Annotated in this window: 14 protein-coding genes; 5 read left to right on the forward strand and 9 right to left on the reverse strand. The window is 67.8% G+C overall.

The features are described 5' to 3' along the window. Positions 1 to 17 precede the first annotated feature (17 nt). Both VDQ83_RS01195 and VDQ83_RS01200 read right to left on the reverse strand, forming a co-directional pair. Positions 18 to 2,498 carry an acyl-CoA dehydrogenase gene (locus VDQ83_RS01195; protein ID WP_455433563.1) on the reverse strand — a complete coding sequence of 827 codons (2,481 nt, stop codon included), beginning with the start codon at positions 2,496 to 2,498 and terminating at the stop codon, positions 18 to 20. Continuing rightward, the gene (locus tag VDQ83_RS01200) at positions 2,495 to 3,415 is read right to left on the reverse strand and encodes an alpha/beta fold hydrolase (protein WP_455433564.1); all 921 of its coding nucleotides are present in this window, start codon (positions 3,413 to 3,415) and stop codon (positions 2,495 to 2,497) included. Before VDQ83_RS01200 ends, VDQ83_RS01195 begins: the two co-directional genes overlap by 4 nt. Before the next feature lie 139 nt (positions 3,416 to 3,554). On the opposite strand from VDQ83_RS01200, the gene VDQ83_RS01205 reads away from it, so the two are divergent. Both VDQ83_RS01205 and VDQ83_RS01210 read left to right on the forward strand, forming a co-directional pair. After that, complete coding sequence (locus VDQ83_RS01205; protein ID WP_263395305.1) at positions 3,555 to 4,166, forward strand: TetR/AcrR family transcriptional regulator; 612 nt, start codon at positions 3,555 to 3,557, stop codon at positions 4,164 to 4,166. Further along, a complete protein-coding gene (locus VDQ83_RS01210) occupies positions 4,166 to 5,458 on the forward strand; it encodes an aspartyl/asparaginyl beta-hydroxylase domain-containing protein (RefSeq protein ID WP_455433565.1) in 1,293 nt (430 codons plus the stop codon). Before VDQ83_RS01205 ends, VDQ83_RS01210 begins: the two co-directional genes overlap by 1 nt. A gap of 48 nt (positions 5,459 to 5,506) precedes the next feature. Here VDQ83_RS01210 and VDQ83_RS01215 read toward each other — a convergent pair whose 3' ends face one another. The 5 genes from VDQ83_RS01215 to hslO all read right to left on the reverse strand — a co-directional run bounded on the left by VDQ83_RS01215 (position 5,507) and on the right by hslO (position 13,002). Further along, positions 5,507 to 6,073: a 2OG-Fe(II) oxygenase family protein gene (locus VDQ83_RS01215; RefSeq protein ID WP_263395303.1), complete on the reverse strand. Its 567-nt coding sequence runs from the start codon at positions 6,071 to 6,073 to the stop codon at positions 5,507 to 5,509. Next, positions 6,070 to 7,914: a sulfotransferase gene (locus tag VDQ83_RS01220; RefSeq protein ID WP_455433566.1), complete on the reverse strand. Its 1,845-nt coding sequence runs from the start codon at positions 7,912 to 7,914 to the stop codon at positions 6,070 to 6,072. Before VDQ83_RS01220 ends, VDQ83_RS01215 begins: the two co-directional genes overlap by 4 nt. Positions 7,915 to 7,991: 77 nt before the next feature. Further along, the gene (locus VDQ83_RS01225; RefSeq protein WP_263395301.1) at positions 7,992 to 10,871 is read right to left on the reverse strand and encodes a TonB-dependent receptor plug domain-containing protein; all 2,880 of its coding nucleotides are present in this window, start codon (positions 10,869 to 10,871) and stop codon (positions 7,992 to 7,994) included. A gap of 244 nt (positions 10,872 to 11,115) precedes the next feature. Further along, positions 11,116 to 11,982, reverse strand: a complete 867-nt coding sequence (locus tag VDQ83_RS01230; RefSeq protein ID WP_455433567.1) for an XOO1806 family protein — start codon at positions 11,980 to 11,982, stop codon at positions 11,116 to 11,118. 117 nt (positions 11,983 to 12,099) lie between these two features. Continuing rightward, positions 12,100 to 13,002 (reverse strand): Hsp33 family molecular chaperone HslO, encoded by a 903-nt coding sequence (hslO, locus tag VDQ83_RS01235; protein WP_455433568.1) that lies wholly within the window; start codon positions 13,000 to 13,002, stop codon positions 12,100 to 12,102. 81 nt (positions 13,003 to 13,083) lie between these two features. Between hslO and mtgA the strand changes: the two genes are divergently transcribed. From mtgA to VDQ83_RS01250, 3 genes are read left to right on the forward strand one after another with little or no spacing between them, the layout of a single operon-like run. After that, positions 13,084 to 13,821, forward strand: coding sequence for a monofunctional biosynthetic peptidoglycan transglycosylase (gene mtgA, locus VDQ83_RS01240; RefSeq protein WP_455433569.1), 738 nt, complete (start codon positions 13,084 to 13,086; stop codon positions 13,819 to 13,821). 39 nt (positions 13,822 to 13,860) lie between these two features. Further along, entirely contained in the window at positions 13,861 to 14,886 is a 1,026-nt protein-coding gene (locus VDQ83_RS01245) for a glycosyltransferase family 2 protein (protein ID WP_455433570.1), read from the forward strand. After that, positions 14,846 to 15,274 (forward strand): CBS domain-containing protein, encoded by a 429-nt coding sequence (locus VDQ83_RS01250; RefSeq protein WP_184410723.1) that lies wholly within the window; start codon positions 14,846 to 14,848, stop codon positions 15,272 to 15,274. The genes VDQ83_RS01245 and VDQ83_RS01250 overlap by 41 nt, the downstream gene beginning before the upstream one ends. A 99-nt stretch (positions 15,275 to 15,373) precedes the next feature. On the opposite strand, the gene VDQ83_RS01255 is transcribed toward VDQ83_RS01250, so the two are convergent. Then, positions 15,374 to 17,353 carry an AsmA family protein gene (locus VDQ83_RS01255; RefSeq protein ID WP_455433571.1) on the reverse strand — a complete coding sequence of 660 codons (1,980 nt, stop codon included), beginning with the start codon at positions 17,351 to 17,353 and terminating at the stop codon, positions 15,374 to 15,376. A gap of 49 nt (positions 17,354 to 17,402) precedes the next feature. Next, entirely contained in the window at positions 17,403 to 18,047 is a 645-nt protein-coding gene (gene trhA / locus VDQ83_RS01260; protein ID WP_309918318.1) for a PAQR family membrane homeostasis protein TrhA, read from the reverse strand. Between the last annotated feature and the right edge of the window lie 29 nt (positions 18,048 to 18,076).

The raw sequence follows: 18,076 nt of genomic DNA on the forward strand, positions 1-18,076 counted from the left end.
GAGCAGGCCGGTATGGATCAGGCCGCTTCGCGCGAATGGTCGTCGCCGGCCGTGGCGCGGTGGTAGTAGCTGGCCGAGCGCAGTTCGTCGGCGTCGAAGTCGTCCACGCCGATCGTGTCCATGGTGATCTCGCGCAGTTCCTCCAGCTGGCGGCGCTCGTCGGCCGACAGCACGCCTTCGCGCACCGCCTCGTCCAGCTGCGAGGCGAAGTCCAGCGCCTCGATGCCCTTGCTCTTGAGCGCCTTCAGGAACTTGCGCTCGACCGGCTCGGCCAGCACCGCCTTGGTCAGATAGCTGGCGATGCGCCCGCCCGGGTTGTTTTCGCACGGGGTCAGGAACACGCCCTGGCCCAACCGGTCGCGGGCTTCGTTCGGGGTCATCAGCAGCGCGGCGACGCGGTGGCCCAGGCGGTCGCCCGGCGCTTCGGCGCGGCGGCCCCACGGGAAGATCAGCGCCCACATCAGCCAGCCCACCGGGCGGATCGGGAAGTTGCGCAGCGCCGCCGACAGCGCCAGCTCGATCTTATGCACGCTGTCGTGGAACGCCCACGCCAGCAGCGGCTGGTCGGTCGCCGGCGCGCCGTCGTCGTGGTAACGCTTGAGCATCGCGCTGGTCATGTAGATGTGGCTCAGCACGTCGCCCAGGCGGCCGGACAGCGATTCCTTGAACTTCAGCTTGCCGCCGAGCATCAGCATCGACACGTCGGCCATCAGTGCCAGGTTCGCCGAGTAGCGGTCCAGCTTGCGGAAGAAGCGGCGGGTATAGGCGTCGCCCGGGGCGGCGCCGATGCGCGCGGCGGTCAGGCCGAACCACAGCGAGCGCACCGCGTTGGAGATGGCAAAGCCGATGTGACCGAACAGGTTGCGGTCGAACTCGTCGACGCCGGCCTTGTGGTCCGGATTGCCGGCGGCCTTCATCTCCTTCATCACCCACGGATGGCACAGGATCGCGCCCTGGCCGAAGATCAGCAGGCTGCGGGTCATGATGTTGGCGCCTTCCACGGTGATCGCGATCGGTGCCGCCTGCCAGCTGCGGCCGGCGAAGTTACGCGGCCCCAGGATGATGCCCTTGCCGCCGACCACGTCCATCACGTCGCTGATGACTTCGCGGCTCATCGAGGTGCAGTGGTACTTGGCGATCGCCGACGGCACCGACGGCACGTCGCCGCGATCCACCGCCGCGGCGGTGGCCTGCGACAGCGCGCTGATCGCGTACGCCTTGCCGCCGATCCGCGCCAGCGCCTCTTCCACACCCTCGAAGCGGCCGACCGACAGGCCGAACTGCTTGCGGATGCGCGCGTAGGCGCCGGTGACGATGGCGCCGTACTTGGCGCCGCCGCTGGCGGTGGAGGGCAGGGTGATCGAGCGGCCCACGGCCAGGCACTCGTTGAGCATGTTCCAGCCCTTGCCGACCATGTCCACGCCGCCGATCAGCTGGCTGAGCGGGATGAACACCTCGCGGCCATGGATCGGGCCGTTCTGGAACGGCGAGTTCAGCGGGAAGTGGCGGCGGCCGATCTCGACCCCCGGGGTCTCGCGCGGCAGCAGCGCCAGGGTGATGCCGATGTCCTTGGTGTCGCCGATCAGGCCGTCCGGGTCGTACATGCGGAACGCCAGGCCGACCAGCGTCGCCACCGGCGCCAGGGTGATGTAGCGCTTGTCGAAGGTCAGCTTGACGCCGAGCACGTTGGCGCCATTCCACTCGCCCTTGCAGACGATGCCGTAGTCGGGAATCGAGGTCGCGTCGGAACCGGCGAACGGGCCGGTCAGGCCGAAGCATGGCACTTCCTGGCCCACCGCCAGGCGCGGCAGGTAGTAGTCCTTCTGCTCCTTGGAACCGTAGTGCAGCAGCAGCTCGCCCGGGCCCAGCGAGTTCGGCACGCCGACCGTGGAGCTGACCACGCTCGACACCGAAGCGATCTTCTGGATCACCTTGTGGTGGGCCAGCGCGGAGAAGCCCAGGCCGCCGTATTCCTTGGGAATGATCATGCCGAAGAACTTGTGCTTCTTGACGAAGCTCCACAGTTCCGGCGGCAGGTCGGCATGGACGTGGGTGATTTCCCAGTCGTTGGTCATGCGGCACAGCTCTTCCACCGGGCCGTCGAGGAACGCCTGCTCCTCAGCGGTCAGCTGCGGCTTGGGATAGTCGAGCAGCTTCTGCCAGTCCGGGTCGCCGGTGAACAGCTCGCCCTCGAAGCCGACCGAGCCGGTTTCCAGCGCAATGCGCTCGGTCTGCGACAGCGGCGGCAGCACCTTGCGGAACACCTTCAGCATCGGCGCGGTGAGCAGCGGCTTGCGCACGAACGGCAACAGCAGCGGCACCGCGACCAGCGCCAGCAGCACCGCGGCGACGATGGTGGCGGTGTGGTGGGCGCCGAGCAGCCAGCACGCGACCAGCAGCGTGGCGCTCAGCGCGGCCCAGACGGCGAGCCGCATGCGGTGATAGGCGGCGAAAGCGCCTGCCAACAACAACACGAGGAAGGGTGCGACGATGCTCATGGGCTTGCTCCGGGGACATGCTCGGTGACGGCGGACGGTGCGGCGGCGCTAGCCGGTGGCAGTGCGTCCAGATAATGCAACACAGTGGCGGTAAATGCGGCGTTGTCGTCGCCGGCCAGCATATGCGTGGCCTCGGGCAGGTGCGCATGTTGCGCATGCGGCACCAACGACAGGAAGTCTTCGATGGTCTGCGGCGTGACGAGGTCGCTGCGCCCGCCGCTGACCAGCAGCAGCGGGCACTGCACCTCGCTGGCGGCCTGCGCGATCGCATCCTGGTGCTGGTCGCTGTCGCGCGCCAGTTCCTCGACCAGGCGCGGATCCCAGTGCCAGTACCAGCGGCCGTCGGCGTGCCGGCGCAGGACGCTGCGCAGCGCCTCGGGCGACTTGCGCGTGCGCTGCGGCAGATAGGCGGCGATCGCGTCGCCGGCTTCGTCCAGGGTGGCGAAGCCGTGCGGATGCGCGCTCATGAAGGCGAGGATGCGTTCGACCCCGGCCGGCTGCCAGCGCGGAGTGATGTCGACCAGCACCATCGCGCGGAACAGGCCCGGCCAGCGTGCCTCGGCCATCAGCCCGAACAGCCCGCCCATCGAGGCGGCGACCAGGACCGGCGCCGGCGCCATTTCGCCGGCGACCACGATCAGGTCGTCGGTGAACTGTTCGCCGCGATACGCCAGGGCGGCGGGGTTGCGGGTGGAGTCGCCATGGCCGCGCGCGTCGTAGGCGACGCTGCGATAGCCGTGCGCCTGCAACGCCGCGGCGCTGGCCATCCAGGCGTGCCGGGTCTGGCCGAAGCCGTGCGCGAACAGCACGCTGCCGGCATCGCCGGAGTCCATGACGGTCGCCGCCAGGCGCATGTCGTCCGCGCCGGAAAGCATGGCGGAGACGGCAGTGGGCGCGGTGGAGGGAGAAGAAACCATACGAGCTAGTATGGAGTAGCGCGCGGCGATGTCAATACGATGCAGTATGGAAGCGAAAAGCCAACGCTGCCGGGCATTTGCGCTCGATTCATGGAGCACACATACTGCAACCGACTTCCCCGTATGGTTAAATCGCCGGATGAACAATGCTTCCGCGCCAAGCACCGACGATGCCGCCGCTCCGAGCGGCGGCCGCAACAACCGACTCAGCGCCGAAGACTGGGCGCAGGCCGCACTGGACCTGATCGCCGAGCAAGGCGTCAACGCGGTGGCGGTGGAGCCGCTGGCGCGCCGGCTCGGCGTGACCAAAGGCAGCTTCTACTGGCATTTCCCTTCGCGCGATGCGCTGCTGCAGGCGGCGCTGGAGCGTTGGGAACTGGTCGAGCAGCAGCAGGTGTTCGGCAGCCTGGAAGAGGTGCCGGATCCGCGCACGCGCCTGCGCGCGCTGTTCCAGTTGGTCGCGCATGAGGTCAAGCCGCACATCATCTATAGCGAATTGCTGAAGGCGCTGGACCATCCGGCGGTGCGTCCGGTCATCGACCGGGTTTCGCAACGGCGCATGGAGTACCTGATCGCCTCGTTCCGCCAGGCCGGACTCAGCCGCACCGATGCCCAGCACCGCGCCCGGTTGGCGTATGCCGCCTATGTCGGCTTCCTGCAGTTGTCGCTGCAGCTGCACCAGCCCAAGCAGGCGCGCGAGGAGTTCGAGGCCTACGTCGAACACGTCATCGTGACCCTGATCCCGGGCTGATGTTTCAGGAACTGACGCGCGCTAGCGTGCACGAGGAGGTGCGCCGCCATCTCGCCCAGGGCGACTATCGGCGTGCCGATGCGCTGTGCGAACAGGTGCTGGCCAAGGCGGCGGACGATGTGACGCTGCGGCGTATGCACGCGACGCTGTTGACGGAGAGCGGCCAGCTTGCGCGCGCGGCGCAGGCATGGACCCTGGTGGCCGCCGCCGAGCCGACCCTGGAGGCGTGGAGCCGGCTGGGCATGTGCCTGGCCCATCTGGGCGAGCATGCGCAGGCGCTGCCGGCGTTCGAGCAGGCCTTGCAGCTGGCGCCGGACGCGTTCCTGGTGCGGCTGTGCTACGCCGAGAGCCTGGATGCGGCGGGGCATGGCGATGACGCTTTGCCGATGTACTTCGCCGCGGTGCATGCCGCGCAGGCCAAGGGCCGCTGGCTCGACCAGCGCAGCACCGCGCCGGAGCTGCAGCCGCGGGTGCTCGCGGCGATGGCGCGGATCGATCGGGGCCGGCACGCCCTGTTCGCGGCCGCGGTGCAGCCGCTGATCGAGCGCTTCGGCGAAGCGGCGCTGCGCCGGGTGACGGCGGCGCTGCGCATCTATCTGGGGGTGCAGCCGCGCCCGGCCGACGATGGCCAACGCCCGACCTTTCTGTATGTGCCCGACCTGGATCCTTCGCCGTATCTGGGTGCCGAGCGCTTCCCCTGGTACGCGCGGCTGCAGGGCGCCACCGAGGGCATCTGCAACGAAGTGCGGCAGGTCCTGGCCTCGCGCCAGGCGGTGCAGCCGTTCCTGGATTTCAGCAATGGCGCCACGCCGCAGGACTATCTCAGCGCCAAGCAGGGCGATGGCGCCTGGGACGCGTACTTCTTCTATCGGCATGGCGTGGCGCACGCCGAGAACCTGCAGCGTTGCCCGATCACTGCGGCGGCGCTGGCGCACGTGCCGTTGACCCGGATCGACCTGCACGCGCCGGAGGTGCTGTTCTCGATCCTGGCGCCCGGCACCACGATCAAGCCGCACTATGGCGTCAGTAACTCGCGGGTGGTCACGCATCTGCCGTTGATCGTGCCGCCGGACTGCGCGCTGGAGGTGGCCGGCATCGCCCACGCCTGGCAGGTCGGACAACCGGTCACCTTCAACGACAGCTGCCTGCACCAGGCCTGGAACCACAGCGACCAGGTGCGGGTGGTGATGATCCTGGATACCTGGCATCCGGACCTGGAAGAGGCCGAGACGCTGGCGCTGCGGCAGTTGATCGAGTCGATCGGCGCGTTCAACCTGCGCGCGGGCCTGTAGCCAAGCGGCCGCGTTCGCACGGCCGGGCCGGCGCGCGCGGCGCGCTGCTCAGCGCTTGAACATCAGGTAGGTGGACAGGATGTACTTGGCGTTGGAGACCGGCGGATTGCCGACGTGCTGGTACATCCAGTACGGCGGGAACATCAGCAGCCTGCCGGCGCGCGGCGCGGTTTCCACGTCCAGGTCGCAGAAGCGCGTGGTGCCGCCCTCGGCCACGTCGTTGAGGTACCACAGGAACACCAGGTAGCGTTCGGACACCTCGTCGATCGAATCGAAGTGCGGCTGGAACCGGTCGCCGCCGCCGACCTCGTATTTCTTCAGGATCAGCCGGTCGATGGTTGGACGGTAGGGAATCGACAGGGTGAGGCCGAGGTCCTGGTTGTAGCGCGCCAGGTAGTGCTCGATCTTGTCCAGGAAGAACCCCAGGAACGCCGGGTCGGCGAGCTTGCCGACATCCAGTTCGGTCCAGTTGCTGTCGCCGAGCACCGCGCGGCTGTTGCTGCCGTTGCGCTGGTGATGCGCGCGCGAGGCCTCGAAGCCATCGATCAGCTGGCGGCAGAACGCCTCGGGCAGCGCGTCGTCGTAGCTGCGGATGTAGTCGCTGAGCGCTTTCATGGCGCAGGCATCTCCAGGTCGTAGTCCCAATGCGCGGCCACCGGCTGCAGGATCAGCAGCGCGCTGGCCAGCCACGGCGCGTACGCATGCCAGCGATCCACCGCGCGCCGGTTCACCGGCTCCACTACCTGCGAATAGCTGGGCGTGCTGATATAGCCCTTGCGCGCGGCGTGCTGGCTGAAGCCGGCCAGGAATTCGGGTTGCGCGATACCGAGGAAACCGCCGATGCGCTGTACCTGGGCCGGGAAATCGGCCACCGTCTCCTCGTACTTGAGGACCAGCAGGTCCGGCTGCAGCAAGGCCTGGTGGTGGATCCAGAACCGCATCGCGTTGACGTAGCTCTTGGCCAGGCGCTCCAGGCTGGAACACAGCACCATGAACGCCGGGGAGCGGAAGTTCTGCATGTAGCAGCTCAGCAGCACGTCGCAGGGATGGCGCAGGGCGAGGATGATCCTGGCGTTCGGAAACAGGCGCATGATCATCGGCAGGCGCAGCATGTTGAGCGGATTCTTGTCGACCAGCTGCTGGCCCGGCGCCAGTGCGATGACCTTGGCGATCTCCGACCAGTACACCTGGCGCATCGCCTCGACCTGCGCCTCATCCAGTTCGCCGAGATCGTAGGGATAGCGCTTGCCCTGCGCCTCCATCCATTCGATGCAACGCTGCAGAATCGCGCGTTCGTCCATCGACGCGTAGCCCGGGTGCGCATCGAGCATCTGCTCGAGCATGGTGGTGCCCGAGCGCGGGAAGCCGACGATGAATACCGGCGAGGCGTCGCTGCCGGGCGCAGCGTCGCGCGCCTGTGCATAGCGCGCCTGCGCCTCGTCCAGCCACAGGCTCGAAACCTTCAGCGGTTCTTCGTTGGAGTGCGCGATTTCCGGCACGGTATCGGCGGCAAGCTTGAAATGGATGGCATGCGCCTTCTCCAGCATCGCCATCGCGGCGGCGGGATGGCGTTGCTTGTCTTCGATACCGGCCAGTGCGAAGTAGGCGTTGGCCTGGGCCTGGATCTGCGGCTGCAGCGCGAGCAGGGTCTCGGCGGCGCTGCGTGCGGACGCGTAGTCCTTGCGCCGCAGTGACAGCGAAGTTTCCAGCTGCAGCACGTCGACGCGTGTCTGCCGGTCGTGTTGCTGCGGCATCGATGCCGCCTGCGCGAGCAAGGCTTCGGCCTGCTCGACGCGATTGGTACGTTCGTAGAGCTGGGCCAGGCGGATGAGGTTGGACAGCGACGGGCTTTGCCCCGGCCGGTTCTGCGACAGCAGTGCCTCGGCTTCGTCGGTGCGGCCGACCTGGATCAATGCGGTCGCCAGTTCCTCGCGCAGGTTGTCCGCAAGCTGCGGCCAGACCGCCGGTGGCGGCAGCAACGTCGCCGCGCGCTGCGCGTCGCCGCACTCGAAGCAGGCGATGGAGGCATAGATGCGCGCTTCGGCCTGGGAGGGGTCCAGGTCCACGGCATCCAGGAAGCGGTGGCGGGCATGGGCGATGTCGCCCTTGTCCAGCAGCAGCAGGCCGTAATCGACCAGGAAGTGGTAGGTGCGTGGCGCCAGCGACAGCGCTCGCTGATAGGCGTGCTCGGCCGGGGCATGCTCGCCGAGCGTGCGCAGGGTCAGGCCGAGGTTGGCCCAGTGTGCGGACTCGTGCGGTTGCAGTTCGGTCAGGCGTTGGTAGATGGCGGCGGCGCCAGCGGTGTCGCCGGCATGCTGCAGCGACATCGCCAGCAAGGTGTTCCAGGACGGGTCGCCGGGCGCGCCCGCCAGCGCCTGTCGGCACAGATCGGCTGCGGCTGCGGCCTGATCTTGTTCGATCAGTTGGATGGCGTAGTGCAGTTGCGGTGAATTCATTTGAGTCTGCCAATGAAAAGGGCCGCGCGAATCGTTCGCGCGGCCCCGTCTTCAAACAAAGAGCGTCGTTGCCGCGCTCAGAAGTTCATGCTGTAGCGAGCCCACAGGTAGCGGCCCACGGTGTCGAAGCTGTTGACGTCCGTGTTCGCGTTGAGCACGTTGTTCTGATACAGCATGGGCGGCTGCTTGTCGAACACGTTGTCCAGGCCGACTTCGATCTTCGAATTGAACCACGGCAGCGCGTAGCTGGCGCTGACGCTGTGCATGAAGTAGGAGCCGTACTCGGAGACCACCGTCGGGAAGCCGGCATCGGAGCTGAAGTTCTGCGACGGATCGGCGCTGCCCACGTCGAACGGACCGATGTACCGCACGCGCCAGCTGGCGGCCAGGTCGCCCTTCTGCCAGTTGACGAACAGGCGGCCACGGACCCGCGAGTACAGGCCGTAGGTCTTGTTGTAGGTGCCGGCAACGTGGGTCACGACGCCATCCGGATCGGCCGGATTGGTCTTGTTGTCGTAGCGCGCGATGTAGGTGCCGTCCAGGCCGAAGGTGTAGCTGCCCCACGCGGTATCCGGCAGGCGGTAGCGCAGCGCCAGATCCCAGCCCTTGGTGTCGAGGCGGCCCAGGTTGACGATCGGTTCACGGATGAAGTTGACCTGGCCATCCGAGTAGCGGTTGATGAAGCCGCAGAACGGGCTGCTTTCGTCTTCGTAGCAGATATTGGCCACGGTCTGCGCATCGGCACGGTTGATCGTGTCGTTGAGGTACAGGCGCCAGTAGTCCAGGCTGGCCGAGAAGCCCGGCAGCCATTCCGGGTCGTATACCACGCCCCAGTCGAACGACTTGCCCTGTTCCGGCTTCAGCTCGAAACCAGCCGCGACCGAGCCCGACCACACGCCCGTGGTCTGCGACAGGCCACTCGGCGTGATGCCGGTGACGGGAATGGCAGTCGCGCCTGAGCCCGCGCCGCACGCGGCTTCGTGATCACGCGGACCACCGGGAGCGCCGTAACCGATACACGGGTCGGTGAAGTTCGGCGCATCGCCGGTCGCACCGCTGTACAGGTTGTCGATGGTCGGCGCACGGAATACCTCAGCGACCGTGCCGCGCAGCAGCAGGTTCTCGATCGGGCGCCATTCCAGCTGGATCTTGCTGTTGGTGGTGTCGCCGAAGGTGTTGTAGTCGGAATAGCGCGAACCCAGGGTGACCGCCAGCAGGTGCGCGAACGGGACTTCCGACAGCAGCGGGACGTACAGTTCGCCGTAGAGTTCCTTGACGTTGTACTTGCCGCTCAGCGGGGTGCCGCAGGCTTCCTGCGAGATGAAGCAGTTGCCGTCCGGGTCGGCGATGGCGATGTAGTCGACCGAGTTCTTCTGGTACTCCTCGCGCCAGGAGAGGCCCACGGCCAGCTGCGCGGCACCGGCCGGCAGCGTGAACAGCTCGCCGTTGGCATTGGCTTCGAAGCTGCGCATCTGGTACGTGGTGGAGTAGGTCGGACGCGCTTCGTAGTCTTCCAGGGTGGAGATCGTCTGCGGGTCGTTGATGTTGAAGATGTTGAGCGGGGTGCAACCGGAGATCACGTTGCCGGCGCTGCCGCACTTGACCACGCCGTCGGTGTCCTGGAACGACGGGCCCAGCGCGTCGCGCAGGCCGGCGTAGTACACGTAGCCGTAGCTGGTGTTCTCGCGGGTGTAGTGGCCGTAGTTCATCGCCGCGTCCCACTTCCAGGACGTGTCGCCGACGAAGCCTTCCAGGCCGGCGACGACCTGGTCGGTGACGGTGCTGTAGTACGAGCGGCGCTGGCCCAGCGAGGTGAAGCGGGTCAGGAACTGGTTGTACTGGTTGCCGGCGACGTCCGCGCCGAAATCCACGCCGAACGGGTTGTAGAAATTGTCGGCGGAGATGACCACCTTGTCGCCGCGGGCATCGAACGGCAGCGCGGCGATGGCGAAGTTCGAGCTGGTCTTGTTGTGGTAGACCTGGGCGAACGCGTTGATGCTGTCAGTGATCTGGTAGTTGGCCAGGAAGAACGCGTTGGTGCGTTCCTGCGGCGTCATGATCAGGTTGGTGGCCTGATAGTTGAAGGAGTCGCGCGCGCCGGAGTAGCAGCGGTAGTCGGCCTGCGAGGCGCCGCTGGCGCCCGGGGTCAGGGTGACCGTGCCGCAGCCGTACTGCGTGGCCAGGTTGGCCGGCATGGTGATGCGGCCGCCCGGCGTACGGCTGGACCCGAGGATGGTCACGTAGCCGCTGTACAGGTAGGTCGCGTCCTTGGAGTACTTGCGGTCGGCCGAGGAAATGCCGTCGAACTTGTTGTAGTTCAGGCCCGCCATGATGTTGCCGCGATCGCCGACCTGACCGAAGGTCACCGAGCCGCCGTTGCGCGCGCCATCGCTCAGGTGGGTCGCCTGGCCGTAGTCGACGCTGACCGCCAGACCTTCGAAATCCTTGCGCAGGATGAAGTTGACCACACCGGCGACGGCATCGGAGCCGTACACGGCCGAGGCGCCGCTGGTCAGCACTTCGATGCGCTCCACCGCGGTGGCGGGGATCGAGTTGACGTCGTTGTTGGCGACGCGGCGGCCGTTGACCAGCAGCAGCGTGCGCTCATCGCCCAGGCCGCGCAGGTCGACCGAGGACTTGCCGTCGCCGCCGCCGTTGTTGACCGCCGGGGTGGACGGCGCGCCGGACATCGCCGGCAGCTCCTGCACCAGGTCGCCCAGGGTCAGCTTGCCGGTCTGTTCGATCGCCGCGCGATCGATCACCACCACCGGGCTGGCGGTCTCGGTCTCGACGCGGGCAACGCGCGAACCGGTGACCTGGATCGTGTCCAGGGTCTTGGAGGGGTCGCTGGAAGTGCTGTCCTGGGCAACCGCCGCGCCCGTGCTGAGCAGGGCGGTGGTGCCAGCGGCGAGCGCGAACGTGATGGCGTCGCGCAGGCGGTGGGTCTTGCAATTCATTGGCTCTCTCTCCGAATGAGGTGTGGTGGCAACTGAAGGTTGTCCGGCGGTGGTGTCGAAATGCGACGCCAAAATCCGCAGGGTGAACCGATAGTAACTGCCTCTTCCCGGAAATTAAAGAGTTGTTAATAATATCCGCAAAAGTGTGGTGTAAGTCACAATATTTGACTTGCTCAGGGCAAAAAAAAGCCCCTCGAAGGGGCTTTTCTTGCAGAAATTCTTTTTCGAAACAGGAGGTTGGCTTTTACAAGTCCTGTTCGTAGCGCACGTATGGGATGGTGCCTTCCTCGGTGCTGATGTTGTTCGGGGCGAACGGGTTCTTGCCGCGGGTGATCACGTTCTCGGCGCCGACGGTCAGCTGGCCGCTCCACGGAGTGCGCCAGGTCAGGCCCACGCCGAGGCCGGACCACTTGCCGGGCTGGCCCGGCGCATCGACCACGCGGCCGATGACGTTGGCGCTGAAGGAACCGTAGCCGCCGCCGATGCTCAGGCTCTTGCTGTCCCACTGGTTGACCAGGGCTTCGGAGGCATCGGCGATCGGCACCAGGCGCGCACGCGCATAGGTGCCGCCGATCGAGACGAAGCCTTCGCGGCCGATGTTCTGCTGCGCGAACACGGTCAGGTCGTTCTGCTCCATGCGCAGCGCAGGGGTCTTGGTGGCCCCGGCCAGCCACGCCGGCATGTTCTCGCGGCCGGTGCCGGCCGACAGCGAGAGGCGCCCGCCGGGGCGATTGAAGGTGGTGGTCGCGGCGACGTGGTGGCCGCCGGCATCGCCGTCGTCGTCGCCCAGGCTGGCGAGCATGCAATGGCTGGCCAGGCCGCTGATGCTGCTGCCGCTGGCGCTGTTGCACAGCAGGCCCAGCGAGTCGCCGGAGGACAGGCCGAAGGCGGCGTCGAGCGAATTGCGGCCGAAGTGCCAGCGCGCGCCGGCCGCCTGCTCGCCGGTCGGTTCCAGGTACAGCAAGGCCTCGACCTTGCCGCTGCCCTTGTTCCAGATCGGCAGGACGGTGCGGTCGCGGTCGCTGCTGGCTGGCTTGCTCTGCGCATGCGCGCCCGTGGCCGCCGCAAGGGCGATCAGCAGGGCAAGTGGCAGGCGCAGTAGGGTTCGCATCAGCGGTCTGGGACTCTCGGGCAGGAACTAAAGTTCCCGCCGGGCAGGGTGGATGATGCTAGTGGGTTTATGTTTCTTTAACAAGCCAGACTCCCCGGTCCTAAAGCTCGCCCCCAGCTATTGCAAGCGCTCTGGCGGCGCCGGTTCAGCCGGGGTTATGGCGAACAATACGCCGAATTCCGTCAAGGGGAAGTCATAGTGCCGGCCGCAGAACTCGCAGCGGATCTCGACCTGGCCGGTCGCCTCGGCGGCGGCGCGGGCTTCTTCCTCGCCCAGCGAGCGCAACATGGCCGCCACCCGCTCGCGCGAGCAGGAGCAGCCGAAGCGCAGCGGCCTGGTGCCGAGCAGCTGTGCCGCTTCCTCGTGGAACAGCCGGTGCAGCAGGGTTTCGGCCGGCAGCGCCAGCAGCTCGGATTCGTCTACGGTTTCGAACAAAGCGCCGGCGCGGTTCCAGCCGTCCTCGTCGCCGGCGTCGCCGGGCAGTTTCTGCAGCAGCAGCCCGGCCGCCTGCTGGCCGTCGGCGGCCAGGATCAGGCGGGTCGGCAGTTGCTCGGACTGGCGGAAATAGTCCTCGAAGGCTTCGCCCAGTTCGGCTGCCGACAGCGCCACCAGGCTCTGGTAGCGCTGCGGTTCGCGCGGGTCCAGGCCGGGGTTCTCGATGGTGATCGCCAGCAGCGCGCCGTCGCCGAGCGCGCGCAGGTCGCGCGGCGCGTCGCTGCCCTCGCTGAGCTGGACGATGCCGCGCAGCGTGCCGGCCGCGGTGCATTCGGCGAACAGGGTGCGCAGCGCGCCCTGGCTGCGCAGTTGCACCGACAGGCGGCCGTCGACCTTGGTATGGCCGGTGAACAGCGCCGCGGCCACGCACGCCTCGCCCAGCAGCTCGGTCGCCGCGGCGGGATAGCTGGCCGGCGCGAGGATCTCGCGCCAGGCCGACTCCAGGCGCACGTGCACGCCGCGCACGCCGGCGCCGGGCAGCAGGAAGCGGGTCAGGTGATCGTGATCGTGATCGGAAGAACTCATCGCGGCCTCGCTGCGCATGGGAAGATGGCGACCGCAGGATAGTGGGTCATCTCGGTGGACAAAGTCGAAGAACGCATAGCAATGGGGGCGGCGCGGGACGTTGCAAGTGGCGCGGCCGCGCCGCGGCGGCGACGCTGGCTGCGTTGGCTGTTGATGGCGCCGTTGGTGTTCGTGCTGGCCAGCGTCTCGCAGGTGCTGGCGTTGCGCTTCGTCGACCCGCCGTTCTCGGCGATGATGCTCGAGCGCCAGCTCGGCGCCTGGGGCGAGGGCGACTGGTCGTTCCGCGTCGCCTACGACTGGCGCGACACCGCGCAGATCGCCCCGAGCCTGCCGATCTCGCTGGTGGCCGCCGAGGACCAGCGTTTCCCCAGCCACCATGGCTTCGACCTGGAGGCGATCGAGAAGGCGCGCGACCACAACGCGCGCGGCGGCCGCCTGCGCGGCGCCAGCACGATCAGCCAGCAGGTGGCCAAGAACGTGTTCCTGTGGCAGGGCCGCAGCTGGCTGCGCAAGGGGCTGGAGGCCTGGTACACGGTGCTGATCGAGGCGTTGTGGCCGAAGCGGCGGATCCTGGAGGTCTATGTCAACGTCGCCGAGTTCGGCGACGGGGTCTATGGCGCGCAGGCCGCGGCACGCAGCTTCTGGGGCAAGGATGCGGCGCAGCTGAGTCCTGGGCAGAGCGCGCTGCTGGCGGCGGTGTTGCCGTCGCCGCAACGCTACAACGCCGCGCGTCCGGGCCCCTACGTGCAGCGCCGCGCCAACTGGATCCAGCGGCAGGCGCGGCAGCTGGGCGGGCCTGCCTATCTGCAGGCGCCGTAGCCGCTGGTGAACACGCGGGCCGCTCCGTACCATCGGTGCATGGAATCCGAGCGCCTTACCGTCGTCGTCACCGCCTTCAACGAGGCGCAGACCCTGCCGCTGCTGCATCCGCGCATCCTCGCCGCGCTCGATGGCCTGGACGGCGTGGAGGGGAGGGTGCTGTACGTGGACGATGGCAGCCGCGACGCGACCTGGGAGGTGGTCCAGGCGCTGGCCGCGGCCGATCCGCGGGTCGGGGCGCTGCGCCTGTCGCGCAATTTCGGCAAGGAGCTGGCGCTGACCGCGGGGCTGGATTTCGTCGAGCATGGCGCGGCGATGCTGCTGGATGCCGATGGCCAGGATCCGCCGGAGCTGATCGGGGAATTCGTCGCGCACTGGCGCGCCGGCTACGACGACATCTACGGCACCCGCATCGCGCGCGATGGCGAGAGCTGGCTCAAGCGCAGCACCGCGTCGCTGTTCTACCGGGTGATCGGACGCCTGTCGAAGACGCCGATCCCGGCCGACACTGGCGATTTCCGCCTGTTGTCGCCGCGCGCGCTGGCGGCGTTGGGGCAGTTGCGCGAGCGCCACCGGTTCATGAAGGGTCTGTTCGGCTGGGTCGGTTTCCGCCAGCTGGCGCTGCCGTACCGGCGTGCGCCGCGCCTGGCCGGGCGCAGCAAGTTCGGCCTGTGGCGGTTATGGAATTTCGCGCTGGAAGGCATCACCAGCTTTTCCACCGCGCCGCTGCGGGCGGCGACCTACCTGGGCCTAGCGACGGCGGTGGGCGCATTCCTGTTCGCGGCCTGGATCGTGATCAAGGCCGCGCTGTGGGGCGACCCGGTCGCCGGCTGGCCGACGATGATGACGGCGATCCTGTTCTTGGGCGGCGCGCAGCTGATCGCGCTGGGCCTGATCGGCGAATACCTGGGCCGGTTGTACGAGGAATCCAAGCAGCGCCCGCTGTATCTGATCGACACCTGGCGTGCACCGGGTGGAGGAGTATCCTCGGCCGTGCGATCCAGCGAACCGGGAGGCAGCAGCGATGCGTACGGTACGACAGTTGTTGGGCGACAAGGGCGGTGAGATCCACGCGGTGTCGCCGGATGCGGCGGTGGTCGATGCGCTGCGGCTGATGGCCGAGAAGGGCATCGGCGCGGTGCTGGTGATGCAGGACGGGCGCCTGGCCGGCATCCTGTCCGAGCGCGACTACGCGCGCAAGGTGGTGCTGCAGGACCGCTCCTCGGCGACCACGCCGGTGCGCGACATCATGAGCGCGAAGGTGTACACGGTGGACCCGTCGCAGAGCGTGCAGCAGTGCATGGAGCTGATGACCGGCCAGCGCATCCGCCATCTGCCGGTGGTACAGGCCGGCGCGGTGGTCGGCGTGATCTCGATCGGCGACCTGGTCAAGGCGGTGATCGAGGAGCAGCAGCAGGAACTGGATCAGCTGCAGCGCTATATCACGAGCTAGCCGAGATTCGGGATCTGGGATTTGGAATTCGGAAAAGTCAAAAGCACATTGGCCCGCTTCTGCTTTTGCGAATCCCGAATCCCGAATCCCCAATCCCGGCTACTTCGCGTAACTGCCGCCGCAATCGCTGTCCTTGCCCGGGCCGGTTTCCAGCGTCGCCAGCAGGGCGGCCGGCGGGGCGATGCTGCCCAGCGCGAGGGCGATCGCGCCGCGCATACCCAGTGCCTTGAAGTCGGGGCGGAAGGTCGGATCCTTGAAGCTGCCGCCGACGCGCAGCGGCGAGCGCAGCGACAGGATGCTGCGATCCTTCGGACGCGCCTTCAGCAGCAGGTCCAGTTTCTCCTCGCCCAGGTCGACGGTGCCGCTGCCGACGATCAGCGTGTCGGTGCTGTCGAAGGCCAATGCGCGCGAGTCCATCACGCCGTCCCTGACCGCGAAATCGCCGAACGCGCAGCGCACCGGAATCTCGCGGTCCTTGGTGACCAAGAACTTCAGCGACTCGGCGATGTCCAGTCCGGCCAGTTCCATGATCAGGTTGCTGATGTGGCCCTTGCCCATGCCGACGGCGACGGTGCCGTCGGCGCTGCCGAGCATCTGCGCGACCGAGTTGCCGGTGCCGGCCAGCGCGATCTCGCCGCCGATCGCGCCGGAGGCCTCCTTGGCCAATTGCCCGTCCGGGAACAGCTTGCCCAACTGCATGCCGCGCACCGAGATCTGCGCGCGGGTGGCGATGGTCGGCTTGCGCGCGTCCATGCGGATGTCCGAGCGGATGTTGCCGCCGGCCACGCCGAAGTCGAGCGGTTGCAGCAGCAGGACGCCGTCGTTGAGTTTCAGGTGCGCGTCCATGTCGTCCAGCGGCAGTTTCTGCGCGTTGATCCGCTGCGCCTTCCAGCGCACGTCGGCATCCATGGCGCGCAGCTTGCCGAGGTTGTACGGGGTGGAGGGCAGCACCTTGGCCTCGGCCGCGAGTTCGGCGGCCTGCGCCTTCTGCTGCGCGTTGGCGGTCTCGCCGGCGCCGGTGCGCGGCGGTGCGCCGACGAAGCCGGCCAGGTCGTCGAAGTCCAGGCGCCGCGAGCGCAGGTCCGCGCGCAGGAACGGACGTTCGCCGGCGGTGTCGATCTGCACGCTGCCCGCCAGGTCGCTGTCGCCGGCGCGGCCGTTGAAGTCGTCGTAGTGCCAGATTTCGCCGTTGCGCTTGAGCCGGCCGTCCAACTGGTACGGCGGCGTGGACGGCATGGCGATGCCGAGCAGCGGGTACAGATGCGCCATGTCCGCGCCGGCCAGGTTCAGCTGCAGGTCGAACACGCGCAGCTGGAACGGATTGGTCAGGGTGCCGCGCATGTGCGCGCGGGTGCTGCCGGCGCTGCCACGCAGGTCGACCTTGAACGGGTGATCGCTTTCGCTCAGTTCCAGCGGCGAGGCGGTGCTGCCCTTGAGCGTGAACGGATTGCCGCGCCAGCGGCCGTCGCCGGCGACCGCGATCGGCGGCGCGGCATCGCCGCGGCTGCGCTGCGAGGTCAGGCTGTCGACACTGACGTCGATGTCGGTGCGACCGGGGACGTCCTGGAATTTGAGCCGCCCCTGCTGCACCAGCAGGCGCCCGAGTACGACCTGCGAGCCGCCGTCGTTGCTGCCGAAACTCCAGTTGCCGGGGCGGCCGTCCGGCCCGGTTTCCAGCAGCAGGTTCGGCTGGGTCAGGCGGATCTCGGGGATGCGTACCTTGCCGCGCAGCAGCGGCCAGATCGCCAGGTCGATCTCCGCGCGTTGCGCGCTGGCCATCTGCGGCTGCTTCGACCACTCGGCATTGGCGAAGCGCAGGCCATCGCCGCGGATCGTGGTGGTGCCGCCGAGGTCGACGTCGAGGTTGCCGTCGATGTGGAATTCGCGGCCGGTCTTGGCCTGCACCGCGCGCTCGACCGGGCCCTTGAACCAGTTCCAGTCGAAGATCAGGATGACGATCAGCAGCACCAGTACCAGCGCGCCCAGCACGAACGGCCAGCGCCGCAGGCGGCCATCGGGACGGCGCCAGGGCCAGGAGCGGGGCCGGTCTCGTGTTGCAGGAGTGGGTTCGCGATCCATCCGGCCATACTAGGCGGCCGGCGTGCAGGTGACGCGAAAGCGCGTGGCGCTAGAGCACCTGTGCGGTGACCGCGACGAAGTGGCAGACGCTGCCGGCGAGCACGAACAGGTGCCAGATCGCGTGGAAGTAGCGCACCGTGTCGCGTTGGTAGAAGTAGGTGCCGAGCGTGTAGAACAGGCCGCCGGCCAGCAGCCAGCACAGGGTCGGGACATCCACCGAGTGCAGCAGCGGCTCAATCGCGACCACGATCAGCCAGCCCATGGCCAGGTATAGGATGGTCGACAGCAGCCGGAAGCGGCCGGTGAAGAACAGCTTGAACACCACCCCGGCCAGGGCGATGGTCCAGATCGCCGCGAACAGGCCCCAGCCCCAGGGACCGCGCAGGCCGACCAGGGTGAACGGGGTGTAGGTGCCGGCGATCAGTACGTAGATCGCGCAGTGGTCCAGCACCTGCAGCCGCGCCTTGGCGCCGGGATGCGGGATGGCGTGATACAGCGTGGAGGCGGTGTACAGCAGCAGCAACGCGACCCCGAACACGATCGCACCGGCCAGTTGCCAGCCGTCGCCGTAGATCGCGGCGAGGGTGATCAGCACCGAGCTGCCGGCCAGTGCGGCGACCGCGCCCAGACCGTGGGTCAGGGCGCTGGCGAGTTCGTCGCGCCAGTCCGTAGAAGGCGGCGCGTCGGCGTGCATGAGCGAAGACGGCTGGTCGGCTTCCATGG

This window comes from Xanthomonas sp. WHRI 7945 (genome assembly GCF_035026585.1).

Excerpts from the sequence above, each read along its gene's own strand:
- VDQ83_RS01195 (WP_455433563.1), bottom strand. The coding sequence starts at position 2,498 with ATGAGCATCGTCGCACCCTTCCTCGTGTTGTTGTTGGCAGGCGCTTTC.
- VDQ83_RS01200 (WP_455433564.1), bottom strand. The coding sequence starts at position 3,415 with ATGGTTTCTTCTCCCTCCACCGCGCCCACTGCCGTCTCCGCCATGCTT.
- VDQ83_RS01205 (WP_263395305.1), top strand. The coding sequence starts at position 3,555 with ATGAACAATGCTTCCGCGCCAAGCACCGACGATGCCGCCGCTCCGAGC.
- VDQ83_RS01210 (WP_455433565.1), top strand. The coding sequence starts at position 4,166 with ATGTTTCAGGAACTGACGCGCGCTAGCGTGCACGAGGAGGTGCGCCGC.
- VDQ83_RS01215 (WP_263395303.1), bottom strand. The coding sequence starts at position 6,073 with ATGAAAGCGCTCAGCGACTACATCCGCAGCTACGACGACGCGCTGCCC.
- VDQ83_RS01220 (WP_455433566.1), bottom strand. The coding sequence starts at position 7,914 with ATGAATTCACCGCAACTGCACTACGCCATCCAACTGATCGAACAAGAT.
- VDQ83_RS01225 (WP_263395301.1), bottom strand. The coding sequence starts at position 10,871 with ATGAATTGCAAGACCCACCGCCTGCGCGACGCCATCACGTTCGCGCTC.
- VDQ83_RS01230 (WP_455433567.1), bottom strand. The coding sequence starts at position 11,982 with ATGCGAACCCTACTGCGCCTGCCACTTGCCCTGCTGATCGCCCTTGCG.
- hslO (WP_455433568.1), bottom strand. The coding sequence starts at position 13,002 with ATGAGTTCTTCCGATCACGATCACGATCACCTGACCCGCTTCCTGCTG.
- mtgA (WP_455433569.1), top strand. The coding sequence starts at position 13,084 with ATGGGGGCGGCGCGGGACGTTGCAAGTGGCGCGGCCGCGCCGCGGCGG.
- VDQ83_RS01245 (WP_455433570.1), top strand. The coding sequence starts at position 13,861 with ATGGAATCCGAGCGCCTTACCGTCGTCGTCACCGCCTTCAACGAGGCG.
- VDQ83_RS01250 (WP_184410723.1), top strand. The coding sequence starts at position 14,846 with ATGCGTACGGTACGACAGTTGTTGGGCGACAAGGGCGGTGAGATCCAC.
- VDQ83_RS01255 (WP_455433571.1), bottom strand. The coding sequence starts at position 17,353 with ATGGATCGCGAACCCACTCCTGCAACACGAGACCGGCCCCGCTCCTGG.
- trhA (WP_309918318.1), bottom strand. The coding sequence starts at position 18,047 with ATGCACGCCGACGCGCCGCCTTCTACGGACTGGCGCGACGAACTCGCC.